Here is a 24606-nt window from a genome sequence, read left to right as displayed (position 1 = left end):
TCCTTCATCTCCTCATTCTTTTATTTCGACTCATAAGGTTCCATTCGCAATCCGGAATTGATAATGTCTACATGAACTTTCAATGATACCTGCGCATCTGAATATAGGTTATCCCAATTTTTTTTGTTTTGGCGCCAATAAACGGGATTTGTTCGAGACAGGGCATCACCAAAACCAAAAATATCTGACTTTTCTTTTTGAGTGATGCTAATCGTCCTTTTAATTTGCTTTTTTAATACATTTTCCATTTTTTTTTCGAATTTTTTCAACACTCTGGGATCGCTTAAATTAATCTCACATGATGTTTCCAACAGTTCTCCCATCACGTTGATATCAGTATGTATGACAGGTTCTTCATGATGGATTGCGGTTAACATTTTACTTTTTACACCGATTGTGTTGATTGTCACATTGCCCCTTTCACAAGGTAACACAACGGGGGTATTTTTCACTTTCGAAGTAACGAATTGAGCGGCTCGGGCCGTTTCTCCATCCAACCATCTCACCAATTTTCCTTTTCTGAAAATGGCTAATCCCTTAACCTTAATAGTAGTCGGGTTCGTCGTCTCTAAATTTTCTGTTTGCTTCCCCTTCTGGGAATCATTGCTTATACTGATTCCCGGAAGTGATGCCTCTTTACCTTCACTCAAAAGTGAAGAAATGATTTCATAAGCTAACACCTCACTAGATGATCCATACAACTTTTGATTATTTTGTGTTGTACTGATAATATTTTTACCTAGAGTAGTCTCAAGTGGTTCAATTACCCCAAGTACATCCTTAGCAGTCTTCCCTCGCGCAATAAAGATCGGGATACTTCCTCGTGAATATTTACCTCTATCGAGACCATCAAAGACTAAATCAAGATTATTTCGAGCTAACTTCTCACCAATAATAATGAGCGAGAGATGTGTTGTGTTATTTTCCCTCGGAATAACCGAAGCTGATTTTCCAAGAGTTTCCAAAATTGTTTTTCCTGTTATCGTATAGTTGATGACAGCGAGGCTTTGGCCTCCTGATGTGCTGGTTTGGGATAGGCCGCTAGGATTTATGACTTGGTATGTTACTTGGTAAGGTTGTTTTGGATCGTCATTTTGGTCAACTCCCATCGCTATTATGACACCTAGCTCGTTTAATTCCCTGTAATTAGAACAACCTGAAATCAGTAAGCAAATGGCTGCCATCCATACTAGTGAAATATTCATTTTCATTTTTCGTCCCCCGTAATTAGCCATTTTTATTTTCTTGATGATTTTTTCAATAGTGATGGTAGCGGGAAACGAAAAAAAACACCTCTTTGCTCCTTTAAACGAAATGGGGCAAATGGGGTAAAATAGGGTACACCAATAGACCTCAGGCTGCTCATATGAAGCCAGATACATAGAGTGAAAAGCAATATGCCATATAAGCCAATGAATGCTGAAATAAAAATCAACATAAATCGAATTCCGCGAGTCACATTGACTAGACTGGTATTTGGCAGTGTAAAACTGCTGATTGCAGATATGGCTACAATGATGACCACTGCGGCTCCCACAAATCCCGCTTCAACAGCTGCCTGACCTAAAATGAGTGCTCCTACTATGGATACAGCCGGCCCGATCGCTCTTGGCATCCGAATTCCTGCCTCACGCAAAATCTCAAAGGCCATTTCCATTACCAGTATTTCGACAACCGCTGGAAAAGGGACATTTTCCCTTTGGCCCATTAGACTGACGAGTAAAGTTGTTGGGATAAGCCCTTGGTGATGAGTAACCAGTGCCAAATAGACAGCGGATGCATACATCGAAAGAAAAAAGGCCCCGAATCTTAACATCCTTAAAAAAGAACTGATATATTGATTTTGATAATAGTCCTCCGGAGATTGAAAAAATTGTGAAAAAATAGCCGGGACGATTAAAACAAATGGAGTTCCTTGGATAATGATGGCGACTCGGCCTTCCAACAAATTCCCAACTACCGCATCAGGACGTTCCGTATTCAAAAGAAGGGGGAAAATCGTCGCTGAATCATCCCGGATCAATTCCTCAATGTAATTCGATTCAAGAACTCCATCAATATCAATGCCCTTTACTCGTTCTTTGACTTCCTCCACAATACTCTCATCCGCAATCCCCTGAATGTACATGATTCCAATATCCGTTTGTGTGACACTTCCGACTTTCAAGCTTTCTAAGCGTACATCAGGATTTTGAATTCTAGCACGAATTAAAGACGTATTGGTTCTTAAATTTTCAGTAAAACTATCTTTTGGTCCTCTAATGACCGTTTGACTTGTCGGCTCGGTTATGGCACGGGATGGCTGACTTTTCGTACTGGCGATGAATGCTTTTGTACTGCCATTCAATAATACAACCGTATCTCCTGTCAAAACCGCTGATAGAAATTCCTGCCAACTTTCTTTAACGGTTACTTGAGATACCGTTAAAATATGGCTTGCCCGTTCCTCCATCTCTGTCAATGTTTGATTATTTTCTTTAAACCATTGTATTAATGGATTCACGATGTTTTCGTTTATAATGTTACCATCAGCCAATCCGTCAAGGTGGATTACAGCTGCCTTTACCGATTTTTGGTGTGGAGATTCAATCATTCGAACGGACAAATCTGAACTATGCCCGAGCTCTTTCATCAATCTCTTTACATTTTCACTCACCTCACATAATAAGGTGCCATCGGTTGTAGGTTTTTCTTTAGCTCTTTTTAGAGAACGTCCTATTCTCACTTTTCCGCCCCTTACTAATTAAGTGTGTATTCGTTTCACTAATGATTGCTTTTATTATTTGTATCTAAGATAAATATATGTAATAAAAGGATGTCGAGAAAAATTTTGATAGCACGTTCAATGAAAAAAGCCGATGCCCTTATGGGGATCATCGGCTTAAATATTTAACTGGGGATTATTCACCATTACTCACAACAAAATCAATTTCGCAGACGATTCTACATCCGTTTCAATAGGATAAACGAGCAATGCACTTTATTTCTTACTTTTAGCCAAGGTTAGTGGAATCGTTACGAGTGAAACTCCAGCTGCAATCCAAAACCAACCGGTGTTTCGTTTTTTATCGCTTCCGCTTTTACTGGGAATACTTGATCCGTATGATTTTCTTGAGGCGGGCCGTTTTATTTCCGCTGTATCATTCGTTTTATGCAAATGCTGATTCTCCGGTAATTGGGTGGTTCTTTCCAAATCGCTTGTATCTTCTCCCATTCCTTTAATAAAAGTCATAAGGAAGGTCATGGCTTGTTTGACTTCTTGGTCATTCAAGGAACGCAGTAACGCTAAATAACTTGGCTTTTCTGGCGTTTTATCAGCTTCGGCCACACGGGCAATCCCTGAGTTGACTTTGAGGATTAGCGGTTCAAGCTGCTGAACATTAAGTGTCCCTAATGTGCCAAGTATGAGAAGCAGATTTTTCAGCGTATTTGCCGTTTCTGGGGTGTCCGCTGTCTTGACAAGAATGTTCAGCACTTTATCCCCTTCCTTCAACAAGCTGTTAACCATCGATAATATCCCACGATCCTGCATGCCCTTCATGACTTCAAACGTTTCTTTAATCACTTCTTTATTTGCCAATAGGGTTCGCTCGATATCCTCGAGTTCAATCCTTCTTCTTTCTTCATCACTAATGCTGATTCGATTGATCACTTTTGTCGCTTTAGCCACGGTTCCTCTCCTCCTTTTTGATCTTCAAGAGGTCACCAGGGAATATATAATCTTCGCGGGCCCATTTTTTTTGTACTTGTACACCCTTTTGCGGTTGCGGATTCCCATGACGATGGTTGATGCTAGGCAATGGATTGTCTCCTTTGACCCTAAGAACTTCCATTTTTGCTTGAACTTCCTTATAGGCGGGAGTATCAGTATCTTTATCAGAATGGCTGCTTGTCAATTGGTTGATGGCCCCGTCACCTGAATCGTTCATCGGTAGATAAACTTCTTTACCTTTTACACGATCCGTAATCACACATTCCACTTTTGCATGTCCATACGGTGAAGTGAGCCGAACAAGGCTGCCATCCTCAAGCCCTCTATCTTTTGCCAATTCCCGGGATACCTCAAGGAAGACTTTTGGCGTTTTGGAACTGATGCCTTTTGATTTATATGTCATGTTTCCTTCATGGAAATGTTCCAATAAGCGGCCATTATTTACATGGATATCAAACTCATCCCCAAAGTCAATCGGTTTGGTCCATTCGACTGGAAATAACCTCGCTTTTCCATCGGGAAACGGAAAAGCTTCCGTGAATAACAATGGAGTATCTTTACCATCTGAAGCAACTGGCCATTGAAGACTTTTATAACCTTCCAATCGTTCGTAACTTACTCCAGCATATAAAGGCGATAATCTAGCTGCTTCTTCCATGATGTCACTTGGATGCCGATAATCCCACTCCGCTCCAAACGAATTCGCCACATTCATAATGATTTGCCAATCAGGCTTTGAGTCGCCAAGCGGTTCAAAGACTTGATACAGGCGTTGTATACGGCGTTCGGTATTCGTGAAGGTACCTTCTTTTTCAAAGCTTGGGCTTGCTGGAAGGACGACATCCGCGAATTCAGCCGTTCTTGATAGGAAGATATCTTGTACCACAAAGAAGTCCAGTTTTTCAAAAGCTTCATGGACATGATTGATATTTGAATCGACCAGCCCCATATCTTCGCCTTTTAAGTACATGGCTTTAATGGTACCTGAATGAATCCCTTCGACCATTTCATGATTATTAAGGCCAGGGTTTTCAGGAATTTTTGTAGCCCAGATGTTTTCATATTTCGCGCGTACCTTTTCATCCGTTACTTTTTCATAACCTGGCAAGCGATCCGGCATACTGCCAAAATCACTGGCTCCTTGTACATTATTATGTCCGCGTAAAGGGTAAGTGCCTGTTCCAGGTTTACCGTAGTTGCCCGTTATGAGCAATAAATTGGAAATTGCAGTACTCGTATCACTTCCTCCGCCATGCTGGGTAACGCCCATTGCCCAAAGCGCTGCAACGCTTCCCGCTTCATGAATGGCTTTTGCCAACGTAATTAAATCTTCCTTAGCTACGCCTGTTACTTTTTCCGCATAATCCATTGTGTAGGGTTCTAAAGTCTTGATATATTCCCCCATCCCATTTACACGATTTTTAATGAAGTCTTTATCTGTCCAACCTTTATCGACGATATATTTAGTGACGGCCGATAGCCATATCATATCCGATCCTGGAGCAGGCTGGATGAAGAGGTCGGAACGGTCAGCCATTTCATGCTTTCTGATGTCTGCGACTATCAGCTTCTGTTTCCCCAGTTTATGGGAACGCTTGATTCTTGTAGCCAACACGGGATGTGATTCGGATGTATTGGAGCCTATGATCAATACAAGTTCGGAATTTTCGATATCCTTTATGCCCCCTGTATCTCCACCATATCCAACCGTTCTGAATAGTCCCAAAGTAGCCGGTGTCTGACAATACCGGGAACAGTTATCAACATTATTCGTGCCGATGATGCCCCTAGCCAGCTTTTGCATTAAATAGGACTCTTCATTGGTGCATTTGGAAGACGTTATGAAAGCCATCGAATCCGGACCGTGAGAATCCTTGATGTCGGTGAATTTACGGGAAATCAATTCAAGGGCTTCTTCCCATTCACCCTCTCTGAACGCATCCCCTTCTCTAATTAAAGGTTTTGTTAGTCTTTCTTCACTATTCACGAAATCCCATCCGAATTTCCCTTTAACGCAAGTCGAAATTCCATTTGCAGGTGCCTCCACTTGCGGTTCGATCTTAAGGATTTTACGGTCTTTGGTCCAAACGTCAAAGCTGCATCCTACACCACAATATGTACAAACCGTTTTTGTCTTCTTGATCCTTGCATCCCTCATGGCGGATTCCATATCTGAAATCGCTAAAATCGAGCCATAACCCGTTTCAACATTTTTCGTAATTTCTATCATAGGTCGAAGAGTTTGTTTAGCGATGCCAGTTAAAAATCCGGCTTCACCCTCCATCCCTTTTTCCATCATTGCATTACACGGGCAAACTGTGGAACAGTGCCCACATGACACACATGAAGATTCATTGATCGGAACATTATCATCCCAAATGACACGCGGACGTTTTGCTCCCCAATCAATAGTCAATGTTTCAGTGACCTGTACATCTTGACAAGCTTCAACACAACGGCCGCAAAGGATGCATTGATCTGGGTCATATCGATAGAATGGATTCGTCCGATCCACTTCATAGGGTTTTTGATCAAAAGGAACACTTTGATGATTTACCCTCATTTCCTTTACGGTATTGTGTATTTCACAAGTGCCATTATTATAATCGCAAACCGTACAATAAAGCTCATGGTTATATAATATCTTGTCCATCGCCATGACCTGTGCTTCTTTTACCTCTGCTCCGGCTGTATCGATTACATCCCCATCTTTGATCTTGGTAGAACAAGATCTAACTAGTTCCCCATTAACGCTCACTAAACATGTATCACATGTTTCGATAGGACCTAGGCTAGGGTGGTAACAAACATTCGGGACTTCAATGGAGCTATCCGTCAGCATTTGTAATATTGTTTGATTACCTTCCAGACTGGTCTCAGCACCATTGATTTTTATATGCACTTTCTCTGGCAAAATAATCGCTCCCCTCTTAAAAAACGATAAAATTCATCATTTGGTATTTTCTACCCTCGCACAAATTTTCTCAAACTTGTGAAAGTGATAATGGAAGTCTTCATTTGACCAATTTCATATTAAAAATGAACTAAAGCCGAAGTGAGACATAGTATTCACTCACTTCGACTTTAGTATCATTGATTAGAGTTTGCTTTCAATACAAACGAACTTAAAGGGGCAACGGTTATCTGACTCCCTTTAATCCTATCAATTTCTTCCAGGCCCGCACGCTGACCATCCACTAAAACGGCCCAATTACCTTCGTGAGGAAGAGTAATGGTTATCGCGTCCCAATTTGCATTATGAATCACTGCCATTTTATAATCTTGATGTTGTAAGGTGAATGCAACCGCATTTGGCGGAGCATCAATGAATTGTAATTGCTCCTCAATTTCTTCGGGTGTGCTTAACCTAAAAACAGAATGATTTTTCCTGAGAGAAATCAGCCCTTTCATATACTCCACTTCCCGATCTAACTCCGCTCTCCTTTTCCAATCCAACCTGTTAATCCAATCAGAAGATTGATAGCTGTTTTCATCTCCATCCTTCGTGCGCATAAACTCTTGTCCAGCATGTATCATGGGAATTCCCTGTGACAGTAAGACAATTGCCGAAGCTAATTTATGCATCTGTTTCCGTTTTTCTTCCGTAGCATCAGGATTAGTGATGAGCAGCTTATCCCATAACGTATAATTATCATGTGCTTCAACATAATTGATCACCTGATCTGGTCTTTGATATGTGGCGATATCTTCATCATATTTCAAACCACCAGCGATGCCCTTTTTTATAATATCTTCCATTCCTGGTTTGCCATTGACGAATCCCTTATCATGTTCATTCATGACAAACCCTTTTAAACCATCACGGATCGCATCATTAAAGTGAGCGATTCCAGGCATTTTAAAAGCATTCTTTTGATTTGCTTTCAGCTCTTGGGCCAAGGGGGTATCCATATCCCAGCCTTCGCCCAAAACAATGAGGGTCGGATCAATTTCTGCCAGTGCCTTTTTCACTACATTCATCGTTTCCACATCGTGAATACCCATTAAATCGAAACGGAAACCATCAAGGTTAAATTCCTTCGCCCAATAGGTTACGGATTCAACGATGAATTTTCGCATCATTTTACGTTCGGAAGCAGTATCATTTCCTACACCAGTTCCATTAGATAAAGTGCCATCGGCGTTATAGCGAAAAAAGTATTTGGGAACGAGTTTATGGAAGTTTGAGTCTTCCACAGAATAAACGTGATTATATACAACATCCATGATTACTCGTAACCCGTGGTCATGTAAACCTTGTATCATTTCCTTTAACTCCCGGATCCTTACTTTTGGCTGATACGGATCAGTCGAATAAGAGCCTTCGGGAGCGTTATAATTCTGTGGATCATATCCCCAGTTATATTGTGGTTCATTCAACTTTTTTTCATTAACTGTAGCAAAATCAAATATCGGGATAAACTGAACATGGGTAACACCTAGATCTTTAATATGATCAAGACCCGTTTTCGCTCCTTCTGGACCTTTGGTTCCGGCTTCAACTACTCCTAAGAATTTACCTTTATGATGGATTCCGCTTTCAGGATGAATCGATAAATCCCGTGTATGCAATTCATAAATGACTATGTCCTCAGCTTTTTCAAGAGGTGGTTTATCCCGTGTCCACCTTTTTGGGTTCGTATCTGTTAAATCTATCACGACCCCTTTTTCACCATTAACAGTAACTGCGCGAACATAGGGATCGACGGCTTCACTCCAGGTTTCTCCCACTTTCACTTTATATGTATAAATCAATCCATCCTGATTTCCGTTCAGCTCAATGGTCCAGGTCCCCTTTTCCGAACGAACCATTTGAATCTCCATTCCATCTGTATCATCCCAATGTTTATAAGTAACTAGCTTGGCTTCAGATGCAAGTGGTGCCCATAACCGGAATGCCGTTTTATCTTTAAGATAGGAATTTCCTAAATCTTTGCCTTCATAGAAATATAAATCATCCAATTCTAACGGGTTTACCGGATTAATATTAGCAATCGGCAGGGATTCCAACTGATTTTCCGTTTCATTATCCATAGGTTTTTGATTATTTTTATTTTCCTCTTCAAAATAAGAAAGTGAATCTTTAATAGGTCATTCCTCCATTGAAATTCCCATTTTAGAACAGGAATTATTCATTTTTATAATCATGAGCGAATCTTCCATCATGTTATGATTCCACAGGCATTACCCATCAAAACATCCAATCTGCAAATTATGTCGAAAATTCAGAAATCTATATTTAATAATCGAAATCAGCAGGTCATTTTGCTGGACCTTACTAATCGTTTAATGAAAAGTGAATCCAAAAAAAAGAAAAAAATGCCTCCATAACAGTTTTACGGTCTTGGAGGCATTTCTAGTACTCTTTATGGTGTTTTAATAATTTTCACTGAGTTATCTTCAACAATTGCAGTGAAGTTCTTAACTTCAGGCTGCTCAAAGATAAAGTCAGTAATGCCATCTTCGAGCTGTTCTTGAAGAACACGGCGGAGCGGTCTCGCCCCGAAAGTTGGGTGATATCCGAGTTCAATTAGCCTTTGTTTCGCTTCATTGGTCACCTCTAAAGATAAACCATTTGCAGCAAGTGTTTCGTCTAGCTCGTGAATCATGATATCAACAATTTGCAGAAGATCTTCTTTCTTCAATGCAGAGAATTCAATGATGCTATCGAAACGGTTCAAGAATTCCGGTTTGAAGAAGCTCCCTAAAGATTGCAGGATTGAAGCCTCCTCCACAGCTGAACTTGTACCGAATCCCATTACTTTTTGTTTCTCACCGACTCCTGCATTACTCGTCATGATGATCACGGTATCTTTAAAAGTAACGGTCCGGCCTTGACTGTCGGTTAAGCGGCCATCTTCCATGATTTGCAGGAACATATGCATGACATCCGGATGTGCCTTTTCGATTTCATCCAATAAGATGATACTGTAAGGCTTGCGGCGAACTTTTTCCGTCAATTGTCCAGCTTCCTCATGTCCTACATATCCAGGAGGAGAACCAATTAATTTGGAAACACTGTGTTTCTCCATGAACTCACTCATGTCAAGACGAATCATAGCGTCTTTGTCCCCGAATAATTCCTCGGCAAGAGTTTTCGCCAATTCGGTTTTACCGACTCCTGTCGGACCGACGAAAAGGAAAGAACCGGTAGGACGATTTTTGGATTTTAACCCGGCTCGACTTCTTCGAACGGCCTTGGATACCTTTTTGACAGCCTCTTCCTGCCCGATTACTTTTTTCATCAGCTCCGCTTTGAGATGAACCATTCTTTCTTGCTCATCTTCTTGGAGCTTACCTACAGGAATGCCGGTTTTTTGTTCGATGATATTTTGAATGTCTTCAACGGTTACGGTTGGCTTAATTGCATCTTCCCCTGCTTGCAATGACTTTTCCAGTTTTTCTTCTTCATCACGAAGAACGGCAGCTTTTTCATATGCTTCTTCTTTTAAGGCCATTTCTTTTTCTTTATAAATTTGCGCCAGTCGTTCTTTCATGTTTTCTACCTTGCCGTCTTCGATGGTCAAGTTCAATTTGGAACCAGCTTCATCCATTAAGTCTATTGCCTTGTCAGGGAGGAATCGGTCTTGAATGTAGCGGTTCGAAAGTTCAACAGCCGCTTTTAGGGCTTCCTCACTATATGTTACACCATGATAAGATTCATAACTTTCTTTTAAACCGCGTAAGATGACCAATGCCTCAGCCGTTGTAGGTTCGTTAACCTGTACAGGCTGGAAACGTCTTTCAAGGGCACCGTCTTTTTCAATTTTCCTATATTCGGATAAAGTGGTTGCTCCGACAAGCTGAAGTTCTCCGCGTGCAAGTGCAGGCTTCAAGATATTTCCTGCATCCATTGATCCTTCGGCCGAACCTGCTCCCACAAGTTGATGAATTTCATCGATGAATAAAATGACATTTTTCCTTTCCTGTAATTCGCTGATCAATTGCTTCATTCTTTCTTCGAATTGCCCTCTAATTCCAGTATTGGAAACAAGGGATGCTACATCAAGCATATATACTAGCTTATTACGTAATTTAACTGGCACCGAACCTTCAACAATCGCTAAAGCAAGACCTTCAGCAATGGCTGTTTTACCGACACCAGGTTCACCGATTAAAACTGGATTATTTTTATTTCGTCTGTTTAAAACTTCAATGACACGTTTGATTTCTTCATTTCGTCCGATTACCGGATCAATAAGTCCTGCTTTAGCAGCATCGGTCAAATTGCGGCCATACTCCTCAAGCAATCCTCCGTCCTCGCCATTTTCAGCTGAACCCGGTTTTGGTACACCATTATAATTAAATGGATTGAATGAATTTGGAGATCCGTTAAATTGGAATTTCCCCATATCCATTCCGCCCATAGCTGCTCCAAGTTTGTTTCGTTCTTCTTTATAACAAGTGGAGCACAGTTTCACATCATGCTCCTGACCATTCATATTTAAGTGAACTTGAATATTAGCTTGGTTTACATGGCATTTTTCACAAAGCATGTAGTACTCCTCCTTTAAAAAATTAAATTGAGAATAAATCTTTGACCTTCTTTGACTTTCTGACTTTATTATACATTGACCTTCTTTGACTTTCAATAATTTTGTCTGGGAATTTTTTTGAAAGAAAGGAATTCCTTCGATTTGGTTTGCTTAGCATATTAAACTATCCATTTCCAGTCAACTAAAAAGCTTTCATGAATGCTTCATAGTGCCGATTACCCAGTTCAGGACTCACCATAACCTTAAACTATTAACAAAACGCCAATTCTCTTGTCCATGTGCCTCATTCACTCTTATTTTAAAAAACAAAAAAAGACTTTATTAAGTCTCTTTAATGTTAGTACAATTACGTTGGATTTCCACTCCATGTACTCGCTTTCCGCGGGCGGTCGGGGAGCCTCCTCGGCGTCTTCGCACCTGTGGGGCCTCCCCTTGACGCGCTTTTCGCGCAGGAGTCTCGCACATTCCGTTCCAATCATCTTGCCTACAGTCTTTTTCGTTTTTAAGTAGTATTAATACTTGAGGTGATATCGATACTTTCTTAAAAGTCCCCTCGTTGTTCAACCCATGCCATGCTTTCCTTTCCGCTATAGCTGCTTCAATTCCAAAAAAATAAAAAAGGTTTCGGAATGAAACCTTCCGAAACCTTTTTGTCTACAAATTGAAAAGAGACTTCATTAAGTCTCTTAGCTTTTTTATATTAAGATTGATTTTCTTCTATTAAATACGTTTCGCATCAATATACATTGGCTTCCAATAACTATTATTGGTTTTAGCGTATGACACTCCTTTTGATGATGAAGAGTGAATGAATTCTTTGTTTCCTATGTATATAGCCACATGTGTAGGTTTTTTAGCTTTATTTGGTGCAAAAAACATTAAGTCACCTTTTTGCAGGCTTTTAACTTTCTTTCCTTTTATATATGTCAGCAGCAGTTCTTGGTAAATTCTTACCAGCCTTTTGATATGAATACTTCACTAAACCGGAACAATCAAAACCTGAAGAGGAAATGCCACCCATTTTATATTTAGTACCCAATTCACTTTTAGCCACTTTAATCGCTTTTGTATGATATGAAGCAGCTTCCACTTGGTTTCCAGCAAAGGATGCGGTTACAAGCATGATAGCCAATGACAATCCGGCTACAATTTTCTTAAACAAATTATTTTCCCCCTGATGTGATTTCCAAACCTAATATACTAGAAAAGCTATATCACTCGCATCATAGGGTCTTTGCAAATATGTTACATTTAGTAGATTTAGGAAGAATCACCATATAAAACATAGAAATAAGTCGAATTAAGTGTCCGTTCAATATATTGAAAAGCACCTTTAATAAACTCATAAAAAAACAGCGGTAAAAAACCACTGTCAAAATTCTTTTGAGAAAAATGGAAGAAATAATTTCACTCCACGTTTATTAAAAGGTAAACATTTCAAATCTGCAATTAAATGACTTATGTATCCTAATGAACAAGTGGCGAAAATTCCGTCAATCCCCATAAAGGCTTCGAATTGAAAGGCAATGATGCCAAAGAAAGCGATACCGGCAATCGAATGGGTATAACTTCTATGTGGTGTAAAGGATGCCAGGATTATATAGACTCCCAACAGCCACAACCAGCTTTCCTGCAAAGATAAACCGCCTCCTAATACCGCTAATCCAGTCAAGGTCAGCATATGCCTTTGCCTAATGAAAGATGAAATAATGATGATTCCGATTCCTGCCCCTGCACCGATCCACTTTTCCGTTTCAGAGCCTTCCAAAAGACTATAAATGATCATTAAAATTCCAAATGTTTGTGCTATCGTTCGGATAAACTTATGTGAAAAGGTAATCCTATTACTTAACTTCCCATCAATATCCATATCGGGCATCAGCCCTGAAACTCCCCCGATGCCCACCAAGAATAAAGTGGTGTTTGGATCTGTTTGAAGTGTGTTTGCCGTCAAGAATCCAACTGTTGCCCCTATAGCCATGTGTGCTGTCCCGTTCACTGTCTCTCTCCTGTCCCTCTAAGAAGTAATCTGCTCAAGAAAACGAATGTTTGTTCGAATCTCTGCATACCTAACTATACAACATTTTGGGGAAAATTTCTCTAGTTCTTATAAATAAAGCCATAAAAATCAGTGATTAGAGCAAATAAAATACCGTTTCGTATATTTAAAACACTTTTTCTAAATGTCTATAATTGCTTTGTTTAGGTAATTTTCATTACTCTAAATCACGCAAAATATTTTTCAGTAAATTGAGGTTTTTCATGAAATTTTATTCAAAATATGAATATACTAATCTATAAGGGGAGTGATTCAGATAGCCTTTTTAAATGCCTTCAATAATTTTAAACAAGGGAAAAAGTCCAAGAAAATAAAGAACATGGATTTTCGGGAACAGCATGTAAATAAATCGTCGGAGCTCATTGGTAATAATGTAATTGTCCAAAATATAATTAACAATCACCTTTCCAAAAAAAATAACCACTTGTAGGGTGGTTTTTTTAATTATTAGGGGAAATGGTTTCATTCTTTTCCACCTTCTCACTTGCTTCGTAAATATAGTTATATTGTAAATAGTAATCGTATATGACGTTTTGCAGGATTTTAAGCAGTGATTTATCGAATGTATCGAATTCAGTTTGATAACTATTTAAGACAGTGACGAATTTTCCGTCCATGTTTTCGAAATAATGGATAAGAAAATTCTTGTAATATTCACTATCGCTATTGCTTTTATTTGTAATGCACGGATCACCGGTTTGAATGGACTTCTCAAGCATCGCTTTGATTGATTTAGGCAGCTTTGCTTTTTTGAACTGGTTCAGGGTATAGATATCATAGGTAAAGGAAAGACCTAATTGATCGGAATAAAAATCCACGGCACAGTCCAATGTATAGATTAAGGGTGTTTTAAAGTCTTTACTGTTGGCAATTTCCTCTGATATCTCCAATTGAAATTCCTCTGATGTTAAATAGGCTGCAAATTTCATTTTTGAACTGCTCATGCTGAATACTTCATAAACGGCTGCATCTTGTTTTTCAATTTCAATTTCGATATTAAAGAATTTAAAGTGTTTTAAACGGTAAAAAGCAATCGGGGCTAATAGGAATAGCAATATCCAAACTAGGTAAAGGAATAATGTGTTAAAGATGATTTGATAAAATTCAGACGTTACGATCGGTTCGATGATTAACGATATCAATGTATGTTCAAATCCCTGAGAAACAGGGGGGGCAGGTACAATGGTTTCCTCTGGCTTTTTTAAAGTTTGGATTCCTAAATGAGCCATCGCAACTAACGTGTAAACAAAAATTAAAATTGTCCCAATCACATAAAATTTTGGCATGAATCCTATAATCCTGTCGAAAACAGAAATCCGTTTATCTTTCTGCTCCTCTATAGCCAATGTGGTTGCTCCTTTTAAGATTATTAATATCAGGAAAAGTCTACAGGGACTTAGAATTTCCTGAAGACTACCTATTTAATTTATATGTTTGCAATTATGGTAAAATACGTAAAATTCGTTTAATCATTGTCATATTCCAAATTACTTTCGACGTTTTCATTAAAATTAATAATAATTCGTCGTTAAAAATGCCCAACCTCTTCATTGAAAATGAAAGGATGAGCAAATGTTCAGGGTTTTATTTAGGACGGCCCTTTATCGCAAATTCTTCGACCTTCCTTAGAAACAGCTCCATGGCTTTTGATGCTTCAAAGTCCAACTTTTTCACGATCGAAAAAGGTCTTAATAGGGGCTCATTTTTCAAATGGAAAGTTTTCAATTCATTGGACTTCAATTCTTTTCGTACTGTCAATTGGGATAATAAGGCAATGCCGAGTCCAGCCATCACCGCTTCTTTCACTCCTTGGATACTGGTGAAAATAAAGGTTTTCTTTATGTTTAACTCCAGACTGCTCAGAAGTTTATCGGAATATGTACGGGTCCCCGATCCTTGCTCCCTAAGTACCCATATTTGGTTTTGGAGCATATTGCCCTCGATGAGATCCATCTGTGAAAGTGGATGATCCGGGGGAACGACCACAATCATCTCGTCATTCATGAAGGGCATGACATCTATATCTTTATAATCCGTTTCCCCTTCAATCAAGCCTATATCAAGCTTATTCGAACGGATTCCTTGAATGACATCATTTGAATTAGAGATGATGATTTGTATATCCACCATCGGATATTTAGCAGCAAATTCTGCCAATACTTTTGGAAGGTAATATTCCCCTATCGTGAAGCTTGCACCTATTTTCATCGTTCCGCTAACCACGTTATTAAATTCATTTATTTCTCTTTTTGCGGTCTCATAATGATTAAGCATTTGCTTGGCATGTCTATACAAAATTTTTCCCGGCTCTGTTATTTGAACTTGTTTGGGGGAACGATAAATTAATTTCGTTCCTAACTCATTTTCCAGATTCCTTATGTGAAGACTGACTCCTGGCTGCGACAGGTTCAGGATATCCCCTGCTCTTGAAAAGTTTTTCTGTTCGATTACAGTTACGAATACTTTTAAAGGATCCATTGTTACCTCCCTATTTTTCCTATGCGTTTCATTTTATCATAAGTAGAAGTAATCATTGAAATAGCAAAAATATATTTCACTTATTTTTAATTTAGTTTTAAAGTTAAAAGCATCAACATAGATGGAGTGATCACACTGGAACAAATAAAAATTGAAGCTAAAAAACTCGGATTTACAAAAGGAATAGCATTGACTTTGCTAATTGCCATTGCAGCAAAATACTTAGCAGGGCTTCCATTCCTTCATATAATGGGACAGTTAGTCATTGCAATTCTGATTGGTGTTGTTTGGAAATCGCTAATCGGCGTCCCGGCTTACGCCGTTGCTGGGACAAATTATTCAAGTAAAGTCCTTCTGAGAGTAGGCATTATCTTATTGGGTATGCGTTTGAATCTAAAGGATATTATTAATGCCGGTCCGAAAACATTTGCAGTTGGTGCCATTAGTCTTGCATTTGGTATATTAGTAGTTTATGGATTGACCCGCCTATTTAAAGTTGAGAAAAAGCTTGGCATATTGACAGCTTGCGGAACGGGAATTTGCGGAGCTGCTGCCATACTGGCAATTTCCTCCCAAATAAAAGCAAAAGAAAAAGATACAGCAATAGCCGTAGCTACGGTTGCTGTATTAGGCACAATCTTCACCTTCGGATATACGATCCTATATCCATTATTGGAGTTATCCGATCAAGGATATGGTGTTTTTTCGGGTGGTACACTCCATGAAATTGCTCACGTCATCGCTGCTGCGGCACCAGGGGGAAATGAGGCTGTCGACTTGGCAGTGGTGGTCAAATTGACTAGGGTGGCCCTACTCATTCCCGTTGCCATTTTAATTGGATTCATCATGAATTGGAAAGAACGATCAACGGTTACCGGAAAGGAATTTTCCTGGAAATCCATTCAGATACCGTGGTTCATTTTTGGATTTTTATTGATGAGTGCCATTTATTCTTCAGGTGCAGTTCCTGAACCTTTAGCCGAAAAGCTTGTTACGCTTTCCTATATCCTCATGGCAATGGCGATGGCGGGACTAGGATTGAATATTGACCTTGTAACTTTTAGGAAATATGGCGGTAAACCTTTTATTGCTGGACTTGTCGGCTCTATATTTTTGAGTTGCCTCGGCTATGTATTGGTTCAGGCTTTCCATTTAAATTAATTTTTAATTTAAACAAGCATCCCTTAATCGGCATGCTTGTTTTTTTCTATTGGATGCGGAACATTGGCACCATAAAAAATTTCATCCATTTCCGTTTGAAGCCTTTCTATAATTTCCTGCCTTTCCTCTTTATTCAGCTTTTCCTCTGTATAACCGAATAAATAATTATTAATGTCGAACCTTCTCAGCTTACATTTCGTATGGAATATATTTTCCTGGTATACATTTACATCAATCATGTCATATAAACCTTTTACTTCATCAGGAATATAGTTTTGAATGGAATTAATATCATGGTCAATGAACAATTTCCGCCCATCTTTATCTCTCGTAAATCCTCTTACTCGGTAATCGATCGTGATAATGTCGGTATCGAAGGAATGAATGAGATAATTAAGGGCTTTAAGGGGTGATATTTCTCCACATGTAGAGACATCGATATCGGCCCTGAATGTGCTAATGCCTTCATTTGGATGGTATTCAGGGTAAGTATGTACGGTAATATGGCTTTTATCCAGTTGCATGACCACATTATCAGGTAATGGACCTGGTGATTCCTCATAAGTCCCCATAGGCACTTCGACGACAGGTCCTTCTGAAACAAGAATGGTTACACTGGCGCCTTGAGGGACATAATCCTGTTTGGCCGTATTTAAAACATGCGCCCCTATTAAATCAGCAACATTGTGCAGGATCTTCGATAGCCGCTCTGCATTATATTGTTCATCGATATAATCCAGGTAGGACTCCCTCTCTTCCCTGGTTTTTGTGTAACAAATATCATACATATTAAAGCTTAAAGATTTAGTAAGATTATTAAAGCCATGAAGTTCAATACGCTGCTCAGGTGTAAGTTTCATGAATGATTCCCCTTATACTTTTTTTAGGACTACCCTTATAGTTACCCTTTTCCTGAAATAAAAAACTAAATCTGCCAGTCTAAGCTTCTGACTTCTAATGGTAAGCTAAGAAAAAGCCATTGCATTAACATGCAACGGCTTTTTTATTTTCCTATTTGTTCTAGGCAGTATGAACTTTTTTCTTCTTTATCGGTGAAAGAATCCGTTCCAGCCATCCGAGTAAAAGATCCGAGAGAATGGCCATCAATGCCGTCGGAATTGCTCCTGCAAGTATGATTGCCGTTCCATTTGACGCATTCGTTCCCCTGACAATGATATCCCCCAGTCCGCCTGCCCCTACGAATGTACCGACAGCAGTTACCCCAATTGCAATGACAAGAGCAGTACGTAAGCCAGCCATGATGACAGATAGAGATAATGGCAGTTCGACCATTCTTAGTAACTGGAGCTTTGTCATTCCCATTGCCTTGCCAGATTCTAAATAAGCATGATCTATACTTGTAATCCCGACATATGTGTTTCTCAGGATTGGCAGCAATGAATACAAAAACAATGATAAGATTACCGTATTTGTCCCTAGCCCCATCACTAGCATCAGGAGTGCAAGCATAGCCAATGCTGGTGTGGTTTGTATGACATTCGTTATCGAAAATACCCAATTACTCAATTTCTTATGTTTCGCGATGAAAATGCCTATCGGGATGGCTACAATTGCTGCAAATAACACTCCATAAGCAGACATTAAAAAATGGCGATAAAATTCAGTAAGAACATACATCCAATTTTGGGAATAATAAGTTCCCAGCTGTTGCAAGGTTTCCATTAGTTTGCACCTCCCAATTATTCAAAATATTTATGTGCTTTAAGGAATTCCGATGCCACGACCGATGGCTCCTTCAAGTTCCCATCCACTTCATAATTCAGTTCCTGCATGGTTTCAGTAGTGATCTCGCCAATTAACTTGTTAAGTTCCTCTTCAATTTCAGGATACCGTTCCAACAATACTTCAGTAACGACCGGTGAACAGTCATATGGAGGGAAATATTGTTTATCATCTTCTAAGAGCTTCAAATCATTAACCTTAATCCGCCCATCCGAGGAATATGCAAGGACAATATCCATCTGACCATTTTTGACTGCATCGTATACCAAGCCAATCTGCATCGGATAAGTTTCGCCAAACTCCAATCCATATGTATCGACGAATCCTTTATAACCATCCCCTTTTCTTTTCAGCCAAGCACTATCCACACCTAACCTTAAATTATCTGCATCCTTTTCCAGGTCCGATATTCTCTGATACCCTTTTTCCTCAGCCAATTCATTTGAAATCGTAAAGGCATATGTGTTATCAAATCCATAAGAATCAAAAAATTTGAACCCATATTGTTCCTTGAATTCCCTTTGAACAATTTCCATCGCCTTTACTGGGTCCTTTTCGATTTCCTGTCCCAGGACACTCGTTAAATCAGTCCCTGTATATCGAGTGGCGGCTATATCTATATCACCGGTCTCCATCGCTTTTTGCTGAACGAAATTCGAACCTAGATTTTTGATGATTTTCGTATCAAGTTCCGTATTCCTTTCAAGGAGTTGAGCGATCATGTTCGCCAGGATTTCGGATTCGGTCATGCTTTGGGCACCGATCTTTACAGTAGTCTCAGAAGATGACCCTAGACCAGGCAAAGAACAGCCGGTGATCATTAATGCACAAACGATAAGAGCTATTAAAATTGTATTTCTTATTTTTTTATTCATTGTGATCCTCCTCAAGCAACTTCCTTCATGCCTTTCAAGCCTTTTGGTACGACTTTTCGCTCTATGATCGAGAATACATAATCAACCAGGATAGCCATGATGATTACCGGAACTGCACCAGCGATGATATATTCTGTTTGGTATAAATTCAGGCCGATAAAAATGTAATCTCCCAAGCCCCCGCCTCCAATAAAGGAAGCTAAGGTGGCCCATCCAATTAAATAGACGGAAGCCGTACGGATACCAGCCATAATGACGGAAAGTGCAAGCGGGAATTCTACCAGACGAATCCTCTCCCAGCTTGACATCCCGATGCCCCGTCCGGATTCCAGCAGATTTTCATTTACTCCTTTAATGCCTGTGTATGTATTCCTGAGTATGGGTAAAACGGAATAGAAAAATAACGCAATGATTGCGGGTGTTTTCCCAACGCCAAGGAAAGGAATGAAAAAGGCGAGAACCGCTAAGCTTGGCAATGTCTGCATAATATTCGCAATTCCGATTATAATCGATGCGCTCCTTTTCATTCGCGTCAACATTATCCCTAGTGGTACAGCTACTATTATTCCAAGGAAAACAGCGATCATGGAAATATATAAGTGCTCCCATGCTTTAAAGATCAATTCTTGCCAGTTCGTTTGTAAAAAATCGAGCATTGTTTCCATCTCTTACACCTCCTAAAACATTTCTACTACTTCTGCGACTTGATTTTCTTCCTCTCCCCAAATGCTGTCATATACGATGTCGACCAATGTAGCCCTGGTGACAATTCCGACCAAATGATTATTTTGGTCAACTACAGGCACGTATTTGAAACCACGTTTTAAAATCTTTTGAACGGAATCACGGATTAAAGTATCCTGTTTCACTGAATAGACTTCAGTATTGATGACTTCGCTGATAAATTTAGCTTTTTTTCGATATTCACTGATCGTTTCAACATCTACGAACCCTTTCAAAACATTTTGCTCATCGACCACAAGTAAAGAATCGACCCTTTTCTCGCGCATTATCGTAATAGCATCGGTAAGGGATTTTTCCTCTGTAATGGAAATTGGGTTTCGACTCATGATTTGTTCAACCAACTCAACATTGGGTCTTGTTTGAAGCAAACGATCTTTGCCGATGAATTCTTCAACAAACTCATTGGCTGGGTTTCTGAGGATTTCATCCGGTGTTCCCACTTGGACGATTTCACCAGCCTTTAAGATGACGATCCTGTCGGCTAGCTTAATGGCTTCATCCATATCATGCGTAACAAAAACGATTGTTTTATCAAGTGTGCGCTGCAGATTTTTAAACTCCTCCTGAAGGGCATCGCGGGTGATTGGATCTAGTGCGCCAAAAGGTTCATCCATTAAAATGAGTGGAGGATTGGAAGCAAGTGCTCTGAGAACGCCTATCCTTTGTTGCTGCCCGCCGCTCAATTCGTAGGGATACCTTTCCAGGTACTCGGGTCCCATATCGACAAGCTGAAGCAATTCCAGTGCGCGTTCCTTCTTCTTCTGTTCATTCCATTTAAGAAGTTTTGGAACGAGGGTGATATTTTCAAGAATGGTCATGTGAGGGAAAAGGCCGATTTGCTGGATAACGTACCCGATCTGTCTTCTAAGCTCGACTGGGTCTTTATCCATGATATTTTCACCATTAATAAGTATCTTGCCTTCAGATGGTTCGATAAGACGGTTAATCATTTTCATTGTCGTTGTCTTTCCACATCCACTCGGACCAATGAAGCAAATGAACTCCCCTTTTTTAATATCCAATGATATATTTTTTACAGCTTTCTTTCCTCCCTTATAGGTTTTCGATACATTTTCGATTTTTAACATAAAAAGCACCTCCATCATTCGCATACAATTACAAATTTTACAAAAATATTAATTTTTCATATGCACAGTCTCTTGTACCCATAAGGTGAACTGCTTAAACCTTTTTTTATAAAAAACTAGTTCATTGTATTTATATTGAAAAAATGGTATAAAAAAAACTGCCCCATCTTAATTGAGGCAGTTGGATAGATTTATAGTATTAAAGATTAAAATCCTATATTTTTAGCAATGAGGGTTTTTATAGTTTCATCTGTCCCTGTAAAGAATGTTGGCAAAGAAATGTCCCGATGACGCCGGGCAATTTTATCGTCACCCATACTTCCGTAACGATCATGCAACTGCATGCACTTATCAGATATTCGCTTAGACATCTCCGTTATCCATTGTTTAGCCATCGATACTTCAGTTATGATATTCTCCCCAGTCATATGTTTACAGATCAACTCATCAATAAACGTTCTTCCCAGTTGAATATCTGTCGCTATTTCAGCGATGGTAAACTGTGCATTTTTAAATGCACTTCTTTTCTTATCAATCGCTTTTTGACTTTTTATAAAATTCATCGTCAAGTGAAGCATGTCTTTTGCTGCCATTATAGAACTGACCGCACAGATTAGTCTTTCCTGCTGCAGTTTTTGCATGATATATGAAAGGCCCTTCCCTTCCTCCCCAAGGAGGTTGTCAACTGGAACTGATGCATCATCGAAAAATAGTTCGGCTATGCCTGAGCTTCCCTGTTCTGTTTTACTAAGCTTTCTTCCCCGTGATAACCCTTGCGTATCTTTATCAATGAGCAGTAGACTGATTCCGTCCTTGGGAGGAACAGCATTTAGATCTGTTTTGCATGCTACTATCATGAAGTCAGCTTTAAAGCCATTTGTAACGAACGTTTTGGCTCCATTGAGAAGATAATACCCATCTTTCTTGATGGCTGTGGTTTGAATATCAGCTAATTCCGATCCCATTTCCGGCTCTGTCCATGCAAAGGCAGAAATCATTTCTCCTGTAATGAACTTTGGTAAATATCTTTGTTTTTGATCTATTGTTCCGAATGAAGCAATATAAGGGGCTACAACATCAGAATGAATGGATATTCCCCCCAAGGCTGAACCCACCCTCTCCAATTCCTCTGCCAGCACAACAGAATATCCAAAATCTGCTCCTATTCCACCGAATTCCACTTCAATCCATGGACATAAAAATCCATTATCTCCTACCTTTTCCCAAAATGAGTAAGGTATTTCCCCCTCTTTTTCCCATTGATCATAAAAGGGGACAGCCTCCTTGGCGAGAAATTCACGAATTGATTGTTTAAATAATAGGTGTTCTTCCGTTAGGAAGGAACGGGAATCATCCTTATTGATTGCCATCGTGCTAACCATGGGCTAACCTCCATTCTTTTTTGCTGATAATTACAACCATGAACAAATAAAATATGTTAAACGCCCCGATGTAAACGATTACAATTTTAAACAATTTAAATGTTCCTCAATATTCATGTTCAACAAAAGTATGGAATTTCCTTTTGAAAATCTATTTTTCCCCATTTTAAATGATTTGATTATGACTTAACCGCTTGAATTTGATTTTAACTTATATTCTGGCGAGGTTGTTCTTGGAATACAAAATGTAATAATTAGACAATTCTTCTTTTTACGCTCAAATCTCATCCTTTTTTCGCTTAATAAAATGGTTGCTTTAACAGCCCCCGTTAAAGAAAATAAACCAGCTAATAGCATGTCAAATCTTTCTCTAAAATTTTCATTCCACTATTTTGGGCCATGCCCAATAACCCTCCAAAATCTTCTTGGAAGGATTTTCTCTAATTCAGTTAATTAGGCAAAAGCTAGGAACGCTTCTTTTCTCTTTAATAAACTATAATTAGTAATAATACAGATTGAAATTACAGTTTTTTTAACACGATTTTTGATAGTAAATCTTTCTTAGTTTATATTAATCCTTCATAACATCTTTTTTGGTAAGAACAGCTTTTGCAAACTGCTAAGGAATCCGTCTTCAAATACTTTTTGGGTTCTTGTAAAATATTCTTGATCATGTTGAGGTATTCCAATCCACCAGAAACATCCTTCTTGGTTGGTATAAATGTTTCTTTTTTACCTTCCATAAGCGAGTATATCTCTATTCTTTCCGGTAATTGACCAAATGCCTTTTCACAAAATACCGAAATCATATTATTAAATAAAAGATTCATTTCTTCATCTGTATCAACTAAATACTTCTTTATGATGAATGAGTTGCCTGACCATTCTGCCACTTCAAAAGTTAAGGAAAGTTCGCTACCCAACTCATCCATATTCATGTTGAATTTTTCATATAAAAACAAAGGTGGATTTTCAATTCTTTCAGTAGTTAAACATTGGAGTAAATGGTCTGTAATATTAGCAAGAGCCTTATAATAATGAATCTTCGACTCGAACTGACGTACTTCAATGGCACTCCAAAGATCATCTATGAACTCCAAAACCTTCTTAGTCGTCTGACTTATTGGAGGAAGTTTATAATAACGACTTACAACTTGATTAACCACAGATTGAACCATCTTCCTCCAATCCGATTGAGTGGTGATGTTTCCTTCTATATGAAAATAGTAAAATTGATAAGGACATCTTATAAAATCCTGTAAATGATAATCAGTTAAAGTAGCGATGGAAATCCGATGTTCCCTACCGATCATTCCCTTCACCTCTCTCCTCATTAAATTTCTACTTCTATATTGAAGTGACAAAACTATTCTTTATAAATTCCCTCCCGAAATTTTGGCAGTTTTTAATATCATCATCATCTGGTGTTAATTCTACTTTTAACCCTTCCAGGACGATAACAGCACCCTGTTCCCTTAATTTTTCTGTCAAAATATCTACGGCTGCACCATATTGTGGGTAAGATGAATCGCAGGAACCAAACGCCGCAGCCTTCTTTCCAGTTAGATTAATTTGATCCATTTCCTCATAAAAGTCTAAAAAATCATCGGGTAACTCCCCGTCCCCCCACGTATATGCTCCTAATATGATCCCATCGTAATCTTCAAGCATGGAAGCTTCAGGACCATCCATAATATCTATCTTTTCGATACTCACATCACTGATTTCTGTGATTCCTTCTGCAATGGTATTCGCCATTTCTTCTGTATTTCCACTCATACTGGCAAAAATTATAATGATTTTAGACATGATAAGTTCCCCTTCCAACATCTCGAACGATTTATTGTTTTTATGTTATATGTACATGA

At 39.0% G+C, this 24606-nt stretch carries 18 protein-coding genes and 2 pseudogenes; 1 reads left to right on the top strand and 19 read right to left on the bottom strand.

What is annotated here, in order from left to right; genetic code table 11:
* Positions 1-20: 20 nt before the first annotated feature.
* The 11 genes and pseudogenes from A6755_RS14570 to A6755_RS14520 all read right to left on the bottom strand — a co-directional run bounded on the left by A6755_RS14570 (position 21) and on the right by A6755_RS14520 (position 15745).
* Complete coding sequence (locus tag A6755_RS14570) at positions 21-1211, bottom strand: Ger(x)C family spore germination protein (RefSeq protein WP_063591094.1); 1191 nt, start codon at positions 1209-1211, stop codon at positions 21-23.
* A gap of 26 nt (positions 1212-1237) precedes the next feature.
* Positions 1238-2725 carry a spore germination protein gene (locus A6755_RS14565; protein WP_063591093.1) on the bottom strand — a complete coding sequence of 496 codons (1488 nt, stop codon included), beginning with the start codon at positions 2723-2725 and terminating at the stop codon, positions 1238-1240.
* Positions 2726-3148: 423 nt separating this feature from the next.
* A pseudogene (locus A6755_RS14560) lies at positions 3149-3670 on the bottom strand (helical membrane plugin domain-containing protein); the annotation flags it as partial.
* Positions 3663-6626, bottom strand: coding sequence for a formate dehydrogenase subunit alpha (gene fdhF / locus A6755_RS14555; protein WP_063591091.1), 2964 nt, complete (start codon positions 6624-6626; stop codon positions 3663-3665). The pseudogene A6755_RS14560 and the gene fdhF, both read right to left, overlap by 8 nt.
* A gap of 176 nt (positions 6627-6802) precedes the next feature.
* A pseudogene (gene pulA / locus A6755_RS14550) lies at positions 6803-8677 on the bottom strand (type I pullulanase); the annotation flags it as partial.
* A gap of 401 nt (positions 8678-9078) precedes the next feature.
* The gene (locus A6755_RS14545) at positions 9079-11208 is read right to left on the bottom strand and encodes an ATP-dependent Clp protease ATP-binding subunit (RefSeq protein ID WP_063591089.1); all 2130 of its coding nucleotides are present in this window, start codon (positions 11206-11208) and stop codon (positions 9079-9081) included.
* A gap of 720 nt (positions 11209-11928) precedes the next feature.
* Positions 11929-12087: an NlpC/P60 family protein gene (locus A6755_RS27965; RefSeq protein ID WP_284108661.1), complete on the bottom strand. Its 159-nt coding sequence runs from the start codon at positions 12085-12087 to the stop codon at positions 11929-11931.
* A 22-nt stretch (positions 12088-12109) separates the two neighbouring features.
* The gene (locus A6755_RS27960) at positions 12110-12370 is read right to left on the bottom strand and encodes a C40 family peptidase (RefSeq protein ID WP_284108660.1); all 261 of its coding nucleotides are present in this window, start codon (positions 12368-12370) and stop codon (positions 12110-12112) included.
* A 210-nt stretch (positions 12371-12580) separates the two neighbouring features.
* Positions 12581-13207 (bottom strand): metal-dependent hydrolase, encoded by a 627-nt coding sequence (locus A6755_RS14535; protein ID WP_063591088.1) that lies wholly within the window; start codon positions 13205-13207, stop codon positions 12581-12583.
* Between the two features lie 500 nt (positions 13208-13707).
* Positions 13708-14613: a hypothetical protein gene (locus A6755_RS14525; protein WP_063591086.1), complete on the bottom strand. Its 906-nt coding sequence runs from the start codon at positions 14611-14613 to the stop codon at positions 13708-13710.
* Positions 14614-14851: 238 nt separating this feature from the next.
* A complete protein-coding gene (locus A6755_RS14520) occupies positions 14852-15745 on the bottom strand; it encodes a selenium metabolism-associated LysR family transcriptional regulator (RefSeq protein WP_063591085.1) in 894 nt (297 codons plus the stop codon).
* 135 nt (positions 15746-15880) lie between these two features.
* On the opposite strand from A6755_RS14520, the gene A6755_RS14515 reads away from it, so the two are divergent.
* On the top strand, positions 15881-16906 hold the full coding sequence (locus A6755_RS14515) for a YeiH family protein (protein WP_063592565.1): 1026 nt from the start codon (positions 15881-15883) through the stop codon (positions 16904-16906).
* Positions 16907-16929: 23 nt separating this feature from the next.
* Here A6755_RS14515 and speD read toward each other — a convergent pair whose 3' ends face one another.
* The 8 genes from speD to A6755_RS14475 all read right to left on the bottom strand — a co-directional run bounded on the left by speD (position 16930) and on the right by A6755_RS14475 (position 24547).
* Positions 16930-17766, bottom strand: coding sequence for an adenosylmethionine decarboxylase (gene speD / locus A6755_RS14510; RefSeq protein WP_034306854.1), 837 nt, complete (start codon positions 17764-17766; stop codon positions 16930-16932).
* Positions 17767-17926: 160 nt separating this feature from the next.
* Positions 17927-18589, bottom strand: coding sequence for an ABC transporter permease (locus tag A6755_RS14505; RefSeq protein ID WP_063591084.1), 663 nt, complete (start codon positions 18587-18589; stop codon positions 17927-17929).
* Positions 18590-18606: 17 nt separating this feature from the next.
* Positions 18607-19524, bottom strand: coding sequence for an osmoprotectant ABC transporter substrate-binding protein (locus tag A6755_RS14500; protein WP_063591083.1), 918 nt, complete (start codon positions 19522-19524; stop codon positions 18607-18609).
* An 11-nt stretch (positions 19525-19535) separates the two neighbouring features.
* Entirely contained in the window at positions 19536-20189 is a 654-nt protein-coding gene (locus tag A6755_RS14495) for an ABC transporter permease (RefSeq protein WP_063576176.1), read from the bottom strand.
* A gap of 12 nt (positions 20190-20201) precedes the next feature.
* Positions 20202-21356 (bottom strand): betaine/proline/choline family ABC transporter ATP-binding protein, encoded by a 1155-nt coding sequence (locus tag A6755_RS14490; RefSeq protein WP_063591082.1) that lies wholly within the window; start codon positions 21354-21356, stop codon positions 20202-20204.
* A 206-nt stretch (positions 21357-21562) separates the two neighbouring features.
* Positions 21563-22738, bottom strand: coding sequence for an acyl-CoA dehydrogenase family protein (locus A6755_RS14485; protein WP_063591081.1), 1176 nt, complete (start codon positions 22736-22738; stop codon positions 21563-21565).
* A gap of 566 nt (positions 22739-23304) precedes the next feature.
* Positions 23305-24051 (bottom strand): hypothetical protein, encoded by a 747-nt coding sequence (locus A6755_RS14480; protein WP_063591080.1) that lies wholly within the window; start codon positions 24049-24051, stop codon positions 23305-23307.
* A gap of 34 nt (positions 24052-24085) precedes the next feature.
* Complete coding sequence (locus tag A6755_RS14475; protein ID WP_063591079.1) at positions 24086-24547, bottom strand: flavodoxin; 462 nt, start codon at positions 24545-24547, stop codon at positions 24086-24088.
* Between the last annotated feature and the right edge of the window lie 59 nt (positions 24548-24606).

Origin of the sequence: Peribacillus frigoritolerans (genome assembly GCF_001636405.1) — a bacterium.
In the GTDB taxonomy this organism is placed as follows: Bacteria; Bacillota; Bacilli; order Bacillales; family DSM-1321; genus Peribacillus; species Peribacillus frigoritolerans.
This window is presented reverse-complemented; position numbering and strand designations above follow the sequence as displayed.

Excerpts from the sequence above, each read along its gene's own strand:
- A6755_RS14570 (WP_063591094.1), bottom strand. The coding sequence starts at position 1,211 with ATGAAAATGAATATTTCACTAGTATGGATGGCAGCCATTTGCTTACTG.
- A6755_RS14545 (WP_063591089.1), bottom strand. The coding sequence starts at position 11,208 with ATGCTTTGTGAAAAATGCCATGTAAACCAAGCTAATATTCAAGTTCAC.
- A6755_RS27965 (WP_284108661.1), bottom strand. The coding sequence starts at position 12,087 with ATGTTTTTTGCACCAAATAAAGCTAAAAAACCTACACATGTGGCTATA.
- A6755_RS14520 (WP_063591085.1), bottom strand. The coding sequence starts at position 15,745 with ATGGATCCTTTAAAAGTATTCGTAACTGTAATCGAACAGAAAAACTTT.
- speD (WP_034306854.1), bottom strand. The coding sequence starts at position 17,766 with ATGAAACTTACACCTGAGCAGCGTATTGAACTTCATGGCTTTAATAAT.
- A6755_RS14505 (WP_063591084.1), bottom strand. The coding sequence starts at position 18,589 with ATGGAAACCTTGCAACAGCTGGGAACTTATTATTCCCAAAATTGGATG.
- A6755_RS14500 (WP_063591083.1), bottom strand. The coding sequence starts at position 19,524 with ATGAATAAAAAAATAAGAAATACAATTTTAATAGCTCTTATCGTTTGT.
- A6755_RS14495 (WP_063576176.1), bottom strand. The coding sequence starts at position 20,189 with ATGGAAACAATGCTCGATTTTTTACAAACGAACTGGCAAGAATTGATC.
- A6755_RS14490 (WP_063591082.1), bottom strand. The coding sequence starts at position 21,356 with ATGTTAAAAATCGAAAATGTATCGAAAACCTATAAGGGAGGAAAGAAA.
- A6755_RS14485 (WP_063591081.1), bottom strand. The coding sequence starts at position 22,738 with ATGGTTAGCACGATGGCAATCAATAAGGATGATTCCCGTTCCTTCCTA.
- A6755_RS14480 (WP_063591080.1), bottom strand. The coding sequence starts at position 24,051 with ATGATCGGTAGGGAACATCGGATTTCCATCGCTACTTTAACTGATTAT.
- A6755_RS14475 (WP_063591079.1), bottom strand. The coding sequence starts at position 24,547 with ATGTCTAAAATCATTATAATTTTTGCCAGTATGAGTGGAAATACAGAA.